This is a genomic window from Pseudomonas sp. BRG-100 (assembly GCF_000737955.1).
GTDB lineage: Bacteria > Pseudomonadota > Gammaproteobacteria > Pseudomonadales > Pseudomonadaceae > Aquipseudomonas > Aquipseudomonas synxantha_A.
Genome location: NZ_JPRX01000001.1, coordinates 2,617,313 through 2,633,225, shown reverse-complemented (window position 1 = coordinate 2,633,225; position 15,913 = coordinate 2,617,313). Strand labels below are relative to the sequence as shown.

Genomic DNA, 15,913 nt, shown 5'->3' with positions numbered 1-15,913 from the left:
ATTCATAAAAACACCGCAGATCCCCTGTGGAAACAGGCCGGTGTGGGAGCTGGCTTGCCTGCGATAGCGGTGTATCAGGCACACCGCCATCGCAGGCAAGCCAGCTCCCACATAAACTCAGTTTCACTTGTTGATCTTCATGTGCTCCAGATTCGTGGTGCGACGGCTTCTCGCCCCAGCACTGCCGGGCGCAACAGCCGCCATAAATCAATCAACCACCCCCGCGCCAACAGCGCTTCCTCGGCCAGACAACGCGCCACCAGCAACCCAGGCAGTTGGGTCAAATCGCCGCGCACCGCGTGGGGCAGCGAGCGGCAACGCTCAAGCAATTCAGGATCGACCTCACCCGTCACCAGCAACGTGGCAAACACCGGCTGCCCATCCAGCCCGATGGGCGAATCCAGCAACCCATCGGCGCCCACAATGCGCTGGCGCTCATGCCAGAGCAACTGGCCGTCGCGGCGAATATCCAGGTGTGATTGAAAGTGGCCGAGGTCGAACCGCTCGCCGCTGGCCGGGCGCCCCAGGGCGACCACGTCCCAGTAGAACAACCGCGCATCGCCCGAGAGCTCGATGCGCGTAGTGAGTTCGGCCTGGGCGGCGCTGAACACGATGGTTTCCTGGGGCAGCCATTCCAGGGTCGCGCCGGCCTCGACGGTCAACTCAAGTTGCTGAAATGCCGGGCCGCTGGCGCGGTACCACTTGGCGGCGCCGGGGCTGGTCAACTGCGCCCATGCACCGGCGCTGACGTGGGCGCTGATGTCCAGGCGATCGCCGCCGGCAATTCCGCCGGGCGGGTGCACGATGATGTGCTGGCACACCTGGGGGCCTTCGGCGTACAGGTGCTTTTGCACGCGCAGCGGGCCCAGGTGGCGGCGCAATACCGGGCGCGTGGTGTCGCCGAAACGCGCGTAGCCGAGTTCCAGCGCGGCGTGCCAGCTGGGGGTGAACAGGGCAGGGGAAACGGGCAGGTTCATGGTTTTTGGCTTAATGTCGTGACGCCACAGATTAGATGGTTACGAGGCCGCGTACACCTTCGCTCTCCATATTTTCACCGCGGCCCTGCTGCACGATTTCACCGCGTGACATCACCAGGTAGTGGTCGGCCAGTTCGGCAGCGAAGTCGTAGAACTGCTCCACCAGCAGGATCGCCATGTCGCCACGCTCGGCAAGCTTCTTGATCACCGCACCGATCTCCTTGATCACCGACGGCTGGATACCTTCGGTGGGCTCATCGAGGATCAGCAGGCGCGGGCGGCTGGCCAGGGCGCGGCCAATCGCCAACTGTTGCTGCTGGCCCCCGGACAAATCGCCGCCGCGTCGATGCTTCATCTGCAGCAACACCGGAAACAGCTCGTAGATGAACGCGGGCACTTCCCTGGCTTCGGAACCGGGGAAGCGCGACAGCCCCATCAGCAGATTTTCTTCCACCGTCAGCCGGCCAAAAATCTCCCGGCCCTGAGGCACATAAGCGATCCCGGCATGGACACGCTGGTGCGGCTTGAAGCCGGTGATGGCCTTGCCTTCCCAATTTACCGCGCCCTCCTTGGCCGGCAGCAAGCCCATCAGGCACTTGAGCAGGGTGGTCTTGCCCACGCCGTTGCGGCCGAGCAGGCAGGTGACTTCGCCGATTTTCACGTCGAAGGACAGCCCGCGCAGGATGTGGCTACCGCCGTAGTACTGGTGCAGTTTGTCGATTTGCAGCATTCTCAATACCTCTTCAATCCCCCTGCGGGAACCGGATCAAATGTGGGAGCTGGCTTGCCTGCGATGCAGGCGACTCGGTGTTTGTGTGACACTGAGGTGACGCCATCGCAGGCAAGCCAGCTCCCACATAAAGCAGTTCGTGTCAGCGTTAGCGACCGAGGTAGACCTCGATCACCCGCTCATTTTCCTGCACCTGTTCCAGCGACCCTTCGGCCAATACGCTGCCCTGGTGCAACACGGTGACGTGATCAGCGATGGAGCCGACAAAGCCCATGTCGTGCTCCACCACCATCAACGAATGCTTGCCGGCCAGGCGCTTGAACAGTTCGGCAGTGAATTCGGTTTCGGCGTCGGTCATGCCGGCCACCGGTTCGTCGAGCAGCAACAGTTGCGGGTCTTGCATCAGCAACATGCCGATTTCCAGGAACTGCTTCTGACCGTGGGACAGCAAGCCGGCGGGCCGATGCACCGAGGCGGTCAGGCGGATGGTGTCGAGTACTTCATCGATGCGGTCTTTTTGCTCGCCACTCAGGCGCGCCCGCAGGCTGGCCCACACCGACTTGTCGGTCTTCTGCGCCAGCTCAAGGTTTTCGAACACGCTGAGGGCTTCGAACACCGTAGGCTTCTGGAACTTGCGGCCGATACCGGCCTGGGCGATTTGCACTTCGCTCATGCTGGTCAGATCCAGGGTTTCGCCGAACCATGCCCTGCCGTGGCTGAGCCGGGTCTTGCCGGTGATCACGTCCATCAGCGTGGTCTTGCCCGCGCCGTTGGGGCCGATGATGCAGCGTAATTCGCCGACGCCGATATACAGGTTCAGGTCATTCAACGCTTTGAAACCGTCGAAGCTGACGCTGATATCTTCCAGGGTCAGGATGGTGCCGTGGCGGGTGTTGAGCCCTTTGCCTGCGGCCTGGCCGATACCGATCGCATCGCGGCCGCTGCCCGCATCGAAAATAGGTTCAAGCATGACGTTCCTCATTTCTTCAGCAGGCCGATAACGCCCTTGGGCAGGTACAGGGTGACGATGATGAACAGCGCCCCCAGGAAGAACAGCCAGTACTCGGGAAACGCCACCGTGAACCAGCTCTTCATGCCGTTGACCACCCCAGCGCCGAGCAATGGCCCGATCAGTGTGCCCCGCCCGCCGAGGGCGACCCATACGGCGGCCTCGATGGAGTTGGTCGGCGACATTTCGCTGGGGTTGATAATGCCCACCTGCGGCACATACAGCGCCCCCGCCAACCCGCACAACACTGCGCTCAACACCCACACGAACAACTTGAAGCCACGCGGGTCGTAACCACAGAACATCAGGCGGTTCTCGGCATCGCGCAAGGCGGTCAGCACGCGGCCGAACTTGCTCTGCGCCAGGCGCCAGCCGATGTACAGGCTGGCTACCAGCAACAGCACCGTGGCCACAAATAACACCGCCCGTGTGCCAGGTTCTGTAATGCCAAAGCCCAGGATGCTGCGAAAGTTGGTAAAGCCGTTATTGCCGCCAAAGCCGGTCTCGTTGCGAAAGAACAACAGCATTCCGGCAAAGGTCAGGGCCTGGGTCATGATCGAGAAATACACGCCTTTGATCCGTGAGCGGAAGGCGAAGAAACCGAACACCAGCGCGAGCACTCCCGGGGCCAGCACCACCAGGCACAGCGCCCAGAGAAAGTTGTCGGTGCCCGCCCAGTACCAGGGCAATTCGGTCCAGGACAAAAAGGTCATGAACGCCGGCAACCCGTCGCCCGACGCCTGGCGCATCAGGTACATGCCCATGGCATAACCGCCCAGGGCGAAGAACAGACCGTGGCCCAGGGACAACATCCCGGCATAGCCCCACACCAGGTCCAGCGCGAGCGCGACGATGGCGTAGCAGAGGATCTTGCCCACCAGCGTCAGGGTGTAGGCCGATACATGCAGTGGATTGTCCGGCGCCAGCAGCGAACACAGTGGCAGCGCCAGCAGCAGGAACAGGATCACCACGCCGACGGCGATCGTCACCTTGGGGCCGGCCTTTTGCGTAGCCGTAAGCATCAATGGCTGGTTCATCAGTCGATCACCCGTCCTTTCAGTGCGAAGAGTCCTTGCGGGCGTTTCTGGATAAACAGAATAATCAGCGCGAGGATCAGGATCTTGCCGAGCACGGCACCGATTTGCGGTTCAAGAATCTTGTTGGCGATACCCAGGCCGAAGGCCGCCATTACGCTACCGGCCAACTGGCCGACGCCACCGAGTACCACCACCAGGAACGAGTCGATGATGTAGCTCTGGCCCAGGTCCGGGCCGACGTTGCCGATCTGGCTCAGGGCCACGCCACCAAGGCCTGCGATGCCGGAGCCCAGACCAAAGGCGAGCATGTCCACGCGCCCGGTGGGCACGCCGCAGCAGGCGGCCATGTTGCGGTTCTGGGTGACGGCGCGCACGTTAAGGCCCAGGCGTGTCTTGTTCAGCAACAACCAGGTGAGCACCACCACGAACAGCGCGAAGGCAATGATGACGATGCGGTTGTACGGCAGCACCAGGTTGGGCAGTACTTGAATACCGCCGGACAGCCAGGCGGGGTTGGACACTTCGACGTTCTGCGCGCCGAACACCAGGCGCACCAGTTGGATCAGCATCAGGCTGATGCCCCAGGTGGCGAGCAGGGTTTCCAGTGGTCGGCCATAGAGGTGACGAATCACCGTGCGTTCCAGGGCCATGCCGATGGCGGCGGTGACGAAGAACGCCACCGGCAGCGCGATCAGCGGGTAGAACTCGATGGCCTGGGGCACATAGCGCTGCATCATCAGCTGCACCACATAGGTGGAGTAGGCGCCGAGCATCAGCATCTCGCCATGGGCCATGTTGATCACGCCGAGCAGGCCGAAGGTGATCGCCAGACCCAGTGCCGCCAGCAATAGAATCGAGCCCAGCGACATGCCGCTGAACGCCTGCCCGAGGATCTCGCCGACCATCAGTTTGCGTTTGACCTGGGCCAGGCTGGTTTCGGCGGCGGTGTGCACGGCGGCATCGGTTTCCACGCCCGGCGCGAGCAGCGCTTCGAGGCGCGTGCGGGCCAGCGGGTCGCCGGTGCTGCCGAGCAGACGCACGGCGGCCAGTCGCACCGCAGGGTCACTGTCCACCAGTTGCAGGTTGGCCAGGGCCAGGCTGAGGGCGCTGTGCACATCCTCGTCGGTTTCGGCGGCGACCTGCTGGTCGAGGAATTTCAACTGCGCAGGCACAGCGCTTTTTTGCAGGGTTCGAGCTGCCGCCAGGCGAACCTTGGGATCGGCGGCGAGCAGTTGCTGGCTGGCTTGGACGTTGTCGATCAGGCCGCGCAGACGGTTGTTCAGGCGTACGGTCTTGGTTTCGCCGTTGACGTTAAGTTGGCCTTGTTGCAGGGCATCCACCAGCTCGATGCGCGCCGGGTCAGGCTGGGCGGCCCAGTCCTGGAGCAGCTTGGCTTGTTGCATCGGGTTGGCGTTGATGAAGTCTTCGGCGTCGCTGGCGTGTGCGGCCAAAGGCAGCAACAACAGCACGGCGAGGATGAAGCGGTGGAGGGCAGTGGGCATACAAAAATGTCCTGATCATGCGGGGACAGTGGGGGCGCTGGTTGTCTGTGGGAGCTGGCTTGCCTGCGATGGCATCGCTGCGGTGTGTCAGGCACACCGAGTTGTTTGCATCGCAGGCAAGCCAGCTCCCACATTGACCATGCCCTACATTAGAGTCGTGGGGCTTTAGTTGCTCTTCACCGCGTAATCCGGCTTCTTGTCATTGCCCGGGATGTAAGGGCTCCATGGCTGTGCCCGAATCGGTGCTTCGGTCTGCCACACCACCGAGAACTGCCCATCAGCCTGGATCTCGCCGATCATCACCGGCTTGTGCAGGTGGTGGTTGGTCTTGTCCATGGTCAGGGTAAAGCCCGACGGTGCGGCGAAGGTCTGGCCGCCCAGGGCTTCGCGCACTTTGTCGACGTCGGTGGACTTGGCTTTCTCTGCCGCCTGGGCCCACATATGGATGCCCACATAGGTGGCTTCCATCGGGTCGTTGGTCACGGCTTTGTCTGCGCCCGGCAGGTTGTGCTTCTTGGCGTAGGCTTTCCAGTCGGCGACGAATTTCTGGTTGACCGGGTTCTCTACCGACTGGAAGTAATTCCACGCCGCCAGGTTGCCCACCAGTGGTTTGGTGTCGATGCCGCGCAGTTCTTCTTCGCCCACCGAGAACGCCACCACCGGTACTTCGGTGGCTTTCAAGCCCTGGTTGGCCAGCTCTTTGTAGAACGGCACGTTGGAATCGCCGTTGACGGTGGAGACCACCGCAGTCTTGCCGCCGGCGGAGAATTTCTTGATGTTGGCGACGATGGTCTGGTAATCGGCATGGCCGAACGGGGTGTAGACCTCTTCGATATCCTTATCCGCCACACCTTTGGAATGCAGGAACGAGCGCAGGATCTTGTTGGTGGTGCGCGGGTACACGTAGTCGGTGCCCAGCAGGAAGAAGCGCTTGGCACTGCCGCCTTCTTCGCTCATCAGGTATTCCACTGCCGGAATCGCCTGCTGGTTCGGCGCCGCACCGGTGTAGAACACGTTCGGCGACATCTCTTCGCCTTCGTACTGCACCGGGTAGAACAGCAAACCGTTGAGTTCTTCGAACACCGGCAATACGGATTTGCGCGACACCGAGGTCCAGCAGCCAAACACCACGGCAACCTTGTCCTGGGTCAACAGTTGCCGGCCTTTTTCTGCGAACAGCGGCCAGTTGGACGCCGGGTCCACCACCACTGGTTCGAGCATCTTGCCGTTCACGCCGCCCTTGGCGTTGATCTCGTCGATGGTCATCAGCGCCATGTCTTTAAGCGAAGTTTCGGAGATCGCCATGGTCCCGGACAACGAGTGCAGGATGCCGACCTTGATGGTCTCGGCGGCCTGGACGGTCCAGGTCAAACCCATGGCGACAATGGATGCCGACAAAGTGAAAGCCTTGATCAAGCTGCGACGCTGCATGGTGCGATCTCCGTGGACTCAACACTGTTATGAAGGGAAGTTGAGCAGGTGATTGCAAGCGCTGTGCCGAGTCGGAAAAAGGCATGAAATGGTCGCTTCGCCCAGGTCAGCGCATGGGAAATGCACCATGAAATGGCGGGTCGGTCTGCCAGGTGCGTGGCTGTGCGCTACAACGGGGCGCGCTCAACGCTTGCGCATCAAACCGATAAAAAACAGCCCGCCAATCGCCGCCGTCGCCACGCCAATCGGCAAGTCTTCGGGCGCTATCAGTGTGCGTGCGGCGACATCGACCCACACCAGGAACACACTGCCAAGCAGCACGCACACTGGCAGTAAACGCCGGTGTTCGGCACCTATCAGGCGCCGGGCGATGTGCGGCACCATCAGCCCGACAAAGCCGATAGAACCGCTGATGGACACCAGCACGCCGGTCATCAGCGAAGCGACCAGGAAGACTTTCAAGCGTACATTGCGTGCGTTCAAACCGAGGGTCACGGCTGTCTGCTCACCGGCCATCAACGCGTTGAGCGGGCGGGCCATGCCGAGCAGCAACAGCAACCCCAGCAGCACTGTGGTGGCGGGAATTGCCAGCAGTTCCCAGCGGGCCAGTCCCAGGCCGCCGAGCATCCAGAACATCACCGCCGAGGCGGCGCGGTGGTCACCCATGAACAGCAACAGGTTGGCCACCGCCATCATCACGAACGACACCGCTACACCGCACAGCAGCAGGCGATCACTTTCCAGGCGACCGTTGCGACTGGCTACGGCCAGCACCACCAACATACTCAGCAGCGCACCGATAAAGGCGGCGAGGGGCAAGGTCAGCAGGCCGATGATTTCACCCACATGCAGCACCACGATCACCGCGCCGAGGGTGGCGCCGGAGGTCACACCGAGCAGGTGCGGGTCGGCCAGCGAGTTACGCGTGACCGCCTGCAGTACCGCGCCTATCAGTGCCAGCCCGGCGCCTACCAGCGCCCCCAGTAGCATACGCGGCACACGGATCAGCCAGACGATATGTTCCTGGCCCACACTCCAGTCCACCACACCCAAGCCGAACACCTTGTTCAGCAAAATTCGCCACACCACGTCCACTGGCACCTGCGCCGAACCGAACCCCAGGGAGATCACGCAGGAGACCAGCAACAAGGCACCCAGGGCGCTTAATAACAGGACGTAGTGACGGGTGATCATTCGCCGTGAAACCCCTTGGCCAGGGTTTCAACTGCTAGCACGTTGTCGATGCTTGGTGTGGCTTGCATATAGGGGATCACGATGAAGTGCTGGTGCTTGATGGCCTCCACCGATTGCAGTGCAGGGTGGTCAAGCAGGAACTGTTTCTTCTGTTCGGCGGTGACCTCGCTGTAGTCAACGATCACGATGACTTGTGGGTTGCGCTCAACGACGGTTTCCCAGTTGACTCGGGTCCAGCTGGCGTCGATGTCATCGAGGATGTTGCGCCCGCCGGCGGCGTCGATCAGCGCCTGGGGCATGCCCAGGCGGCCCGAGGTCATGGCGCGGTCTTCGCCGCTGTCGTAAAGGAACACCCGTGGCTTGTCGGCGGGCAGGTCTTTTTGCACCTCGGCCACTTGCGCCTGCATCTGGGCGATAAGGGTATTGGCGCGATCCTGCACGTCGAAGATCCTGCCCAGGTTGCGCAGGTCGTTATAGGTATCGTCGAGGCTTGCGGCTGGGCGCTTCATCACGAACGCACATGACTCGGTCAACTCATACACATTGATGCCCAAGGGTTGCAGGGTGTAAGGCGTGAGGTCGCCGCCCACGCGCATACCGTAACCCCAGCCGGCGAAGAAGAAATCCACGTTGGCGTTGAGCAGGGTTTCCACCGACGGGTACTTGCTCGCCAGTTCCGGCAGGCCGTCGAGGAGCGTGGCCATTTGCGGCGGTACTGACTTCCAGCCGGTCACGCCGCTGTAGCCGGCCATGCGTGGCTTGAGGCCCAGGGCGAGCATCATCTGGGTCATGTTGATGTCGTGGCTGACGGCATGTTGTGGGGCTTGCTGGAAGGTTACGTCGCGGTTGCAACTTTTGATGGTCAGCGGGTATCGGGTGCTTTCGGCGAGTGCTTGAGCCGCGCCGAGCAACAGAGGCAGAGACAGCAGGATGCGCAGGATCATGGCTGGGTTATCCAAGTGATTCGTGGGTAGCCGTCCAAGGGGTGAGTGTCGATCAAGGCCTCGACGCCAAACACGTCGCGCAGCAACGCGGCGGTCAGCACTTCGTGGGGCGTGCCGCTGGCGACGATGCGCCCGTGGTGGATCACGTACAGGCGATCACAGAAGGCGGCGGCCAGGTTGAGGTCGTGGATGCTGGCCAGGGTGCCGATGTTCAAACGCCTGACCAGCCTGAGCAACTCAAGTTGATAACGCGGGTCGAGGTGGTTGGTCGGCTCGTCAAGGATCAACAGTTGCGGTTGCTGGGCCAGGGCGCGGGCAAGGATGACGCGCTGTTTTTCACCGCCGGACAGGGTCGCGAAGGCATGGTCCTCGAAGCCTTGCATGCCCACCGATTCCAGCGCTTGAAGGATCAGTTGCTGGTCGTGCAGTGTGTCGCTGTCGAACAAACCCTTGTGGGGTGTGCGCCCCATGGCGACCACCTCATCCACGCGTAAGCCGAAGGTATCGGGAAACTCCTGCAGCACCACGGCGATGTGTTGCGCGCACCACTTTGCGCTTTGCTTCCAGACATTCTGGTGCGCAAGCGATACATCACCGTGTTCTGGCCGGGTGAACCGATAGGCGCAGCGCAACAGGCTGGTCTTGCCACTGCCGTTAGGCCCGATCAGCCCGACAAACTCCCCGGCACCGACGCGCAGGCTGGCGTCACGCAGTTGGAACTGGTGATGGCAGTGGGTGTGGCCGGGTGGAGTCCAAGCCAGGTCGGTGAGGGTAAGTGAGGTCATTAGAAGGTGTAGTCCGCGGTAATGAACATGGAGCGAGGTACACCCAGAATCCACTGCTGCCCATCGTTGTACTGGCTGACCGCATAAGTGCGATCGAACAGGTTATTGAGTTGCAGGCCCAGCGTGGTGTCGCGCATGGCTTTCCACGACAACGTGGCATCGACCACGGTATAGCTCGGCAGCTCGCTCTGGTTGGCCATATCGGCATAGCGTGCGTCGACGTAACGCACACCGGCAGCGGCACGCACGTTGTCGGTCACGGCCTTGCTCAGCCACAGGTTGGCGGTGCGGCGCGGAACGTCCACCGGGCGGTTGCCGTCGCGGGAGACCTGTACGCCGTTGACGTCTTGTTTGAAGTTGTCGTACTGCGCCCGCACGACGGCGGCGTTGGCTTGCAACTGCCAGGCGTGGGGCAGTTGCAAGTCGAGGCTGGCTTCCAGGCCGTTGGAGGATTGTTGGCCGACTTGCTGTTTGAAGTCCGGCTCACCCGGCACATCCGTCAGCAGTTTCTTTTTGACGATGTGGTAGGCGGCGAGGGTCCATTCTCCGCGGGCACCCCAGAACGCTTGTTTGATGCCGACCTCGGTCTGCTTGGCGGTAGACAGGTCGAACTGTTGCTGGCTCGGGCTCAGGGAGATCAGCCCGCCGACGCCGTCGGTGCTGGTGGCGTACTGGCCGTAGACCGAGGTGTCCGGGGTGATCGCGTAGACCAGACCGGCTTTCCAGTTATTGCCGGTGAGGGTTTTGTCGGATTGGCCGCCAGTGCGCAGGTCGTCGCGGTCGATGTGCGCGTAGTCGCGGCGGATACCGGTGATCAGCGTGAGTTGGTCGGTCAACTGCAAGCGGTTTTCAGCAAAACCTGCGAAGGTTTTGGTCGTAGTGGAAAACACCGGTTTGAACGGGTCTTTACTGGCAAACGGCGCGGGCGCCGGGTGATACAGGTCGATGGGTTGGCCGGTTCCCGACACATCATTAAATGGCGTGTTGCTCGCCAGGCGGAAACGGATGCGGTTGTATTCCACGCCCACTACGGTCTGGCTATCGAGGCCGAACAGGGTGTGCTTGAAGGTGAAGGTCTGGCGGTCGCCCACCTGTTCCTGATCGTGCTTGATACCGAAGTTGCCGCTGCGGGTCAGTTGGCCGTTGGTGAAATTGTAGTTCTCGGCGTTTTGCCAGCGGCGTTGGTTTTTCAGGTAATACAACTCGTTGGTGGCGCTGACGTTGTCGTTGAGTTGCCACTCGCTGGTCAGGCGCGTCCACTGGTCGTTGTAGTGCTGGGTGTCGTTGCTGACGTTGTAGTTCTTGTCGCGCAGGCCCTTGTGCAACTGGCCGTTGACCAGGGGCGTGCCGAAGTAGTTTTGTGGGCGCTGATCACCGTAGTCGCTGGCCAGGGTGAAACTCAGGTTGTCGGCTGGTTGCCAGCGCAGGGCGCCGCTGATGAAATCGCTGCTGGAATCGCCACGGTCGATGAAGCCGTTGCTGCGCAGGCGGTTGAGGTTCAAGCGGTAGCTCAAGGTGTCGGTCAGCGAGCCGCCGCTGTCGAGGGCTTGCTGCTGGCGGTCGTAGGAGCCGTAGCCAAGGCGGATATGGTTTTCGATCTCGCCCGCAAAGGGTTTTTTCGAGATCGTGTTGATCACCGCGCCGGTGGCGCCTTCGCCGTACAGCACCGAGGCCGGGCCGCGCAGCACGTCCACCCGTTCCACAGCCCAGCTGTCCACCGGGAAGGTCGAGGTGCCCATGCCGGTGTACATGCGGTTGCCGTCGTACAGCTGCATAACCGAGCTTTGGCCGGTAAAGCCGCGGGCCTGCAACGAGGTGCCGCCGTCGCCCGGCGTGCCGGTGCGGCTGATGCCGGTGGCGCGGGAGATGGCGTCCTGCACGCTGGCGTCGCCACGTTCGCGGATCTGGGCGCCGGTCTGGCTTTCAACGCTGCCGGGGGTTTGCAGCGCTGTGAGATTCAGGCGCGAACCGGCGGTGGTCGGGGTGTTGAGGTCAACGCGCTCACTATCCACTGCCGGTGCGGTAATGGGGCTGGCGGGCAGGGTCAGGGCCTGGGCGTTGGTATGCAGGGCGAGCAGGCACAGGCCGCTCGCAAGGTAGTTGTTCATCGGTCGATCAGTCGCTTCTTGAGAGGTACTCGCCGCAGGGCGCGGCGAGCAACGATAGCGCAGAAAGTGTTATAAGTTAACACTTATCGGCTGCGGGGCAAAAGTCTGCGCAAGGCTACACAAGCCCCCTGGATTGGGCATCTCGCCTGTTTCATGCGGAACCTGAAGCGGATTCACCTTGGCCAAAAAAGCGCGACAGCACCAGACGATCCAGTACCCACACCACGATCAGCGACGCCCCCACCAGCGGGAAAACAAGTGCCAGGCCCAGCATGATCACCATCGCGGTTTTCCACTTTGGCAGGTCATGACGCAACGGCGGAACACCCACGCCACCGGCAGGGCGCCGCTTCCACCAGATCACCACGCCGCTGACCGCACTGAGCAGGATCATCAGGCAGATCACCAGCACGATCAGTTGGTTGACCCAGCCGAACATCTTGCCTTCATGCAGCATCACCCCGGTCTCGGTGGCGCGGGCGACCAGGTTGTAATGTTCCCAACGCACATCGGCCAGGACCTTGCCGGTGTACTGGTCCACATGCAGGGTGGCGTCATTGCGCGGGTCGTTGGCGAACACCGCGACGGTGAATACCCCCGTGGCGGTGGTGGGGAACGCGATGCTGTAGCCGGGCTCCACGCCGCGCGCATTGGCCAGGTCGACCACTTGTTGCAGGCGCACGCTTGGTGCGGCAGGACCTGAATGCATGGCGCCGTGTTTCATGTGTTCGGCGTGGTCGCCGGACATCGGCATCGGCGTGTTTTCCATGGCCCATGGCACGGTCTGTTGGGTGGCCGTGTTAAGCACGCGTGCCTGCTGGTCGGACTGCGGCACGTTGTTCCACATCGCCGCCGGGAAGGTGTTCCACAGGTCGGCGTATTGCTTGCCCCAGAAACCGGTCCAGGTCATGCCGCTGAGCAGCATGACCAGCAGAAATGCCGCGCCCCAGAAGCCGGCGACAGCGTGCAGGTCACGCCAGAACAAGCGGCCACGGCTGTTGAGGCGCGGCCACAATATGCCAGCCGATGACTTGCCACGCGGCCACCACAGGTACAGGCCGGACACCACCAGCATGACGCCCCAGCCGGCGGCGAGTTCTATCAGGCGGTCGCCGGTGGTGCCGATCATCAGCTCGCCGTGCAGGGCGCGGGCAATGGCCTGCAGGTTGTTTTTGGCGTCCTGCTCACCCAGGACTGTGCCGCGATACGGGTCGACGAATACGCTGATCTCGCGGCCCTGGTTGTGCATCACGAACTGCGCGCTGTTGGTGGCGTCGGCAGGCGGCAGGTATTTGCTGATCGCGGCCTGGGGGTAGGCGTCTTTGGCGCGTTGCAGCAGTTCGTCCGCGCTCAGAGCGTGCTCGGCTGTGGGTACGGTGAGCAGGTGGCCGTACATCAGCGGGTCGAGCTGGGGTTTGAACAGGTAGATGATGCCGGTCAGGGCCAGCAGCACCATGAAAGGGGCGACAAAGAGGCCGGCGTAGAAGTGCCAGCGCCAGGCCAGGTTGTAGAAGGAGATCTTCGGTGTGCTCATCAGGGGCTCCGCAAGGCTTTTGATTTTTTTGTGTCGGTTACACCGCCATCGGGGGCAAGCCCCCTCCCACATTTGAAATGCGTTTCAAGTGTGGGAGGGGGCTTGCTCCCGATGCTGTTAGAAGCTCATGTCCACCTTGGTCCAGAGCGTACGCCCCGGCTCCTTGATGGCTTGCGGGTCATTCGCCGGGTAACCGAAGCCTGCGTTACCCGCCAGGTTCAAATGCTCGGCATAAGCCTTGCCGAACAGGTTGTCGACTCCGGTACTGACCTTGAAGTTCTTATTGATGCGGTACGCAGCGTTGAGCGAGAACACGCCGAAACCGCCGCTCTTGTCGTAGTCCTTGCCGACCACGTTGCCCTTGTTCTGGTCGATGCGGTTTTGCGCCGCGACCACGCGCCACAAGGCGCCGGCACTCCAGTCGTCTTCGCTGTAGGTCAGGCCCAGGCGTGCATCCAGCGGCGGCATCTGCGGCAGGGCTTTGCCATCGCTGCTGTTCTTGCCCCAGGCGTAGGCGAGGCTGGCGTCGGCTTTCCAGTTGCGGCTCAGCTTGTAGGCAGCACCCAACTCGCCGCCCATGATGCGCGCGTCGACATTGCGCGCCTGGGAGGTGGTGCCCATCATGCCGGGCCGGTAGTCGAACAGGATGAAGTCGCGCACCTGGCCGACGTAACCCGAGGCCCAGGCTTCGAGGTCGGCGGTTTTGTATTGCGCGCCGAAATCCAGCTGCGTGGTCTTCTCGGGCTTCACGCCGTCAAAGGCATTCACCGAGCCGACCGCGCCGGTGTTGGGGGAGAACAATTCCCAGTAATCCGGAAAGCGTTCAGCGTGCCCCAGGCCCGCATAGACGGTCGTGGGCGTGTCCGCCAGGTCGTGCTCATAGCGCACAAAGCCCGATGGCAAGGTGTCTGCGCGGGTGTCGTCGGCGGTGGGGTTGGGGCGGCTCATCATTGCCGAGCCGGTGCGTTGCCGAAAATCCTTGGCTGAGGCACGGTCCAGGCGGGCGCCGGTGATCAGGCGGTCGTTGTCGGCGGCGTACCAGGTCAGCTCGCCGAATACCCCGTAGTTGTGGAAGTTGGCGTCCTTGTTGCGCGGCAGGTCCTTGTAGGTGTCGATGCCCATGCTGCTGCGCGCGCGGTGTTCGTTGGTCTGCGCGTCCAGACCGCCGATCAGTTGCACATCGGCCCAGCGCCAGGTTGCCTTGATGCGACCGCCCAGGGTGCGACGGTCGACGTTGGAGGCCATGGGCCCGGCCATCATGCCGGTGCCCGAAGGGACGCGCAGGCTGTAGTTGTCCATGACGTGGTCGGCGTAGTTGTAGTAGACCTGGGCCTCGACCTTGTCCAGCACCTCGCCGAGGTTGGATTTTTCGAAGCGCAGCCCGAGGCTTTCGCGCAGGAATTGCGAGCCGTCCATACCGCGTCCGGCGTAGCGCGCTTCCCCGTCGCCACGGCCGGCGGTGAGTTCCAGCAGCGTGTCGGCGTCGGGGGTGAAACCCACCGCCACATCGCCATTCCACTTGTCATAGCGCGAGGCGACAGTGTCGTTGTTGCCGTCCTTGTAATCGTCGGCATGGGCCTGGTTGCCGATCACCCGCACATAGCCCAACGGGCCTCCTGCAGCAGCATCGATGACCTTGTCGAAGCGCCCGTTGGAACCGGCCAGTACACTGGCATTGACCCGCGTGCCCAGCTCGCCGAACTGCTCGGGCTCACGCTCGAACAGGATCGTACCGGCCGACGCGCCCGGGCCCCAGAGTACGGTTTGCGGGCCTTTGATCACGGTGAGCTTGTCGTAGGTTTCCGGCGAAATATACGAAGTCGGCGCATCCATGCGGCCTGGGCAGGCGCCGAGCATCATGCCGCCGTTGGTAAGGATGTTCAGGCGCGAGCCGAACATGCCGCGCAGCACCGGGTCGCCGTTGGTGCCGCCGTTGCGCACCAGGGCGAAGCCGGGGATGGTCTTGAGGTAGTCGCCGCCATCGCTCGCGGGCACCGGCTGGCGTGGATCCTTGGGGTTGGTGACAACGGTGAGGGGCGAGCTGGGGGCGATCGCGGTGATCACCGTGGGGCTCAGCTCGTGTTCGTGCGCATGGGCGTAGGGGGCAAGCAGTGCGCCGCACAGAGCGGCGAAAACAGGGGCAGCGCCCAAACGGGTGTCAGCAGAAAACCTGGACATGACAAATTCCATCAATCAATCGTAAACAACACGGCCAGCAGCCTGCGGCTGTCTAATTGAAGTCGGCCGGGGTGAAGTAACGCGGTGAAGGGCTTACGACACGATGGGCGGCGCACGACTGCGGGCGCCAGGGAAGATGCTCTGCCGAGCATGGCCCAGGCGGGGGGCGGGGATGAGTGCGTTGGCTGGCGGCGGGGTGCCGAGCGTTACGTAGGAGACGCTGCCGGGCAGGGCCGGGCAACTGAACAGCAGGCTGCAATAGCCGCATTTCTCCCAGAGGACATGATGTTCGTCGGGAGTTTTGGTCGGCTTGGGCTCGCCGTGGCACGCGGGCATGTCCATGGACATACCGGCGTGATGATCCATCGGCATCGCTTGGGAAATCAGCGGACCGATAAAGATCATCAGCATGGCGAACAGGCTGATCCAACTGCCGCGCATCACACGGCGGTGCGGAGACAACCTGGCGCGGGGGGCGCCCATC

The 15,913-nt window shown here is 62.5% G+C and carries 13 protein-coding genes; all 13 read right to left on the bottom strand.

The annotated features are described in order from the left end of the window. Positions 1-137: 137 nt before the first annotated feature. The 13 genes from JH25_RS15600 to JH25_RS15660 all read right to left on the bottom strand — a co-directional run bounded on the left by JH25_RS15600 (position 138) and on the right by JH25_RS15660 (position 15,912). Positions 138-977, bottom strand: a complete 840-nt coding sequence (locus JH25_RS15600; RefSeq protein WP_032878148.1) for an urease accessory protein UreD — start codon at positions 975-977, stop codon at positions 138-140. 31 nt (positions 978-1,008) lie between these two features. After that, on the bottom strand, positions 1,009-1,707 hold the full coding sequence (gene urtE / locus JH25_RS15605; protein WP_032878146.1) for an urea ABC transporter ATP-binding subunit UrtE: 699 nt from the start codon (positions 1,705-1,707) through the stop codon (positions 1,009-1,011). A 148-nt stretch (positions 1,708-1,855) separates the two neighbouring features. Then, positions 1,856-2,689 carry an urea ABC transporter ATP-binding protein UrtD gene (gene urtD, locus JH25_RS15610; protein WP_164699519.1) on the bottom strand — a complete coding sequence of 278 codons (834 nt, stop codon included), beginning with the start codon at positions 2,687-2,689 and terminating at the stop codon, positions 1,856-1,858. Then, positions 2,686-3,753, bottom strand: a complete 1,068-nt coding sequence (gene urtC, locus JH25_RS15615; protein ID WP_032878142.1) for an urea ABC transporter permease subunit UrtC — start codon at positions 3,751-3,753, stop codon at positions 2,686-2,688. Before urtC ends, urtD begins: the two co-directional genes overlap by 4 nt. Further along, positions 3,753-5,255 (bottom strand): urea ABC transporter permease subunit UrtB, encoded by a 1,503-nt coding sequence (gene urtB, locus JH25_RS15620; RefSeq protein ID WP_032878141.1) that lies wholly within the window; start codon positions 5,253-5,255, stop codon positions 3,753-3,755. The genes urtC and urtB overlap by 1 nt, the downstream gene beginning before the upstream one ends. 165 nt (positions 5,256-5,420) lie before the next feature. Next, entirely contained in the window at positions 5,421-6,686 is a 1,266-nt protein-coding gene (gene urtA / locus JH25_RS15625; protein ID WP_032878139.1) for an urea ABC transporter substrate-binding protein, read from the bottom strand. A gap of 183 nt (positions 6,687-6,869) precedes the next feature. Beyond that, entirely contained in the window at positions 6,870-7,880 is a 1,011-nt protein-coding gene (locus JH25_RS15630; protein ID WP_032878137.1) for a FecCD family ABC transporter permease, read from the bottom strand. Next, entirely contained in the window at positions 7,877-8,824 is a 948-nt protein-coding gene (locus JH25_RS15635) for an ABC transporter substrate-binding protein (RefSeq protein ID WP_032878135.1), read from the bottom strand. The genes JH25_RS15630 and JH25_RS15635 overlap by 4 nt, the downstream gene beginning before the upstream one ends. Beyond that, a complete protein-coding gene (locus JH25_RS15640) occupies positions 8,821-9,609 on the bottom strand; it encodes an ABC transporter ATP-binding protein (RefSeq protein ID WP_032878134.1) in 789 nt (262 codons plus the stop codon). Before JH25_RS15640 ends, JH25_RS15635 begins: the two co-directional genes overlap by 4 nt. Continuing rightward, positions 9,609-11,717: a TonB-dependent receptor gene (locus tag JH25_RS15645; protein ID WP_032878133.1), complete on the bottom strand. Its 2,109-nt coding sequence runs from the start codon at positions 11,715-11,717 to the stop codon at positions 9,609-9,611. Before JH25_RS15645 ends, JH25_RS15640 begins: the two co-directional genes overlap by 1 nt. A 151-nt stretch (positions 11,718-11,868) precedes the next feature. Further along, complete coding sequence (locus JH25_RS15650; protein ID WP_032878132.1) at positions 11,869-13,251, bottom strand: PepSY-associated TM helix domain-containing protein; 1,383 nt, start codon at positions 13,249-13,251, stop codon at positions 11,869-11,871. A gap of 117 nt (positions 13,252-13,368) precedes the next feature. Next, positions 13,369-15,429, bottom strand: coding sequence for a TonB-dependent copper receptor (locus tag JH25_RS15655; RefSeq protein WP_032878130.1), 2,061 nt, complete (start codon positions 15,427-15,429; stop codon positions 13,369-13,371). Positions 15,430-15,522: 93 nt separating this feature from the next. Then, positions 15,523-15,912 (bottom strand): DUF2946 domain-containing protein, encoded by a 390-nt coding sequence (locus tag JH25_RS15660; RefSeq protein WP_032878129.1) that lies wholly within the window; start codon positions 15,910-15,912, stop codon positions 15,523-15,525. Position 15,913 lies beyond the last annotated feature (1 nt).

What these genes read in the sequence shown, in the direction of transcription:
- JH25_RS15600 (WP_032878148.1), bottom strand. Translation starts at nt 977, where the DNA reads ATGAACCTGCCCGTTTCCCCTGCCCTGTTCACCCCCAGCTGGCACGCC.
- urtE (WP_032878146.1), bottom strand. Translation starts at nt 1,707, where the DNA reads ATGCTGCAAATCGACAAACTGCACCAGTACTACGGCGGTAGCCACATC.
- urtD (WP_164699519.1), bottom strand. Translation starts at nt 2,689, where the DNA reads ATGAGGAACGTCATGCTTGAACCTATTTTCGATGCGGGCAGCGGCCGC.
- urtC (WP_032878142.1), bottom strand. Translation starts at nt 3,753, where the DNA reads ATGAACCAGCCATTGATGCTTACGGCTACGCAAAAGGCCGGCCCCAAG.
- urtB (WP_032878141.1), bottom strand. Translation starts at nt 5,255, where the DNA reads ATGCCCACTGCCCTCCACCGCTTCATCCTCGCCGTGCTGTTGTTGCTG.
- urtA (WP_032878139.1), bottom strand. Translation starts at nt 6,686, where the DNA reads ATGCAGCGTCGCAGCTTGATCAAGGCTTTCACTTTGTCGGCATCCATT.
- JH25_RS15630 (WP_032878137.1), bottom strand. Translation starts at nt 7,880, where the DNA reads ATGATCACCCGTCACTACGTCCTGTTATTAAGCGCCCTGGGTGCCTTG.
- JH25_RS15635 (WP_032878135.1), bottom strand. Translation starts at nt 8,824, where the DNA reads ATGATCCTGCGCATCCTGCTGTCTCTGCCTCTGTTGCTCGGCGCGGCT.
- JH25_RS15640 (WP_032878134.1), bottom strand. Translation starts at nt 9,609, where the DNA reads ATGACCTCACTTACCCTCACCGACCTGGCTTGGACTCCACCCGGCCAC.
- JH25_RS15645 (WP_032878133.1), bottom strand. Translation starts at nt 11,717, where the DNA reads ATGAACAACTACCTTGCGAGCGGCCTGTGCCTGCTCGCCCTGCATACC.
- JH25_RS15650 (WP_032878132.1), bottom strand. Translation starts at nt 13,251, where the DNA reads ATGAGCACACCGAAGATCTCCTTCTACAACCTGGCCTGGCGCTGGCAC.
- JH25_RS15655 (WP_032878130.1), bottom strand. Translation starts at nt 15,429, where the DNA reads ATGTCCAGGTTTTCTGCTGACACCCGTTTGGGCGCTGCCCCTGTTTTC.
- JH25_RS15660 (WP_032878129.1), bottom strand. Translation starts at nt 15,912, where the DNA reads ATGGGCGCCCCCCGCGCCAGGTTGTCTCCGCACCGCCGTGTGATGCGC.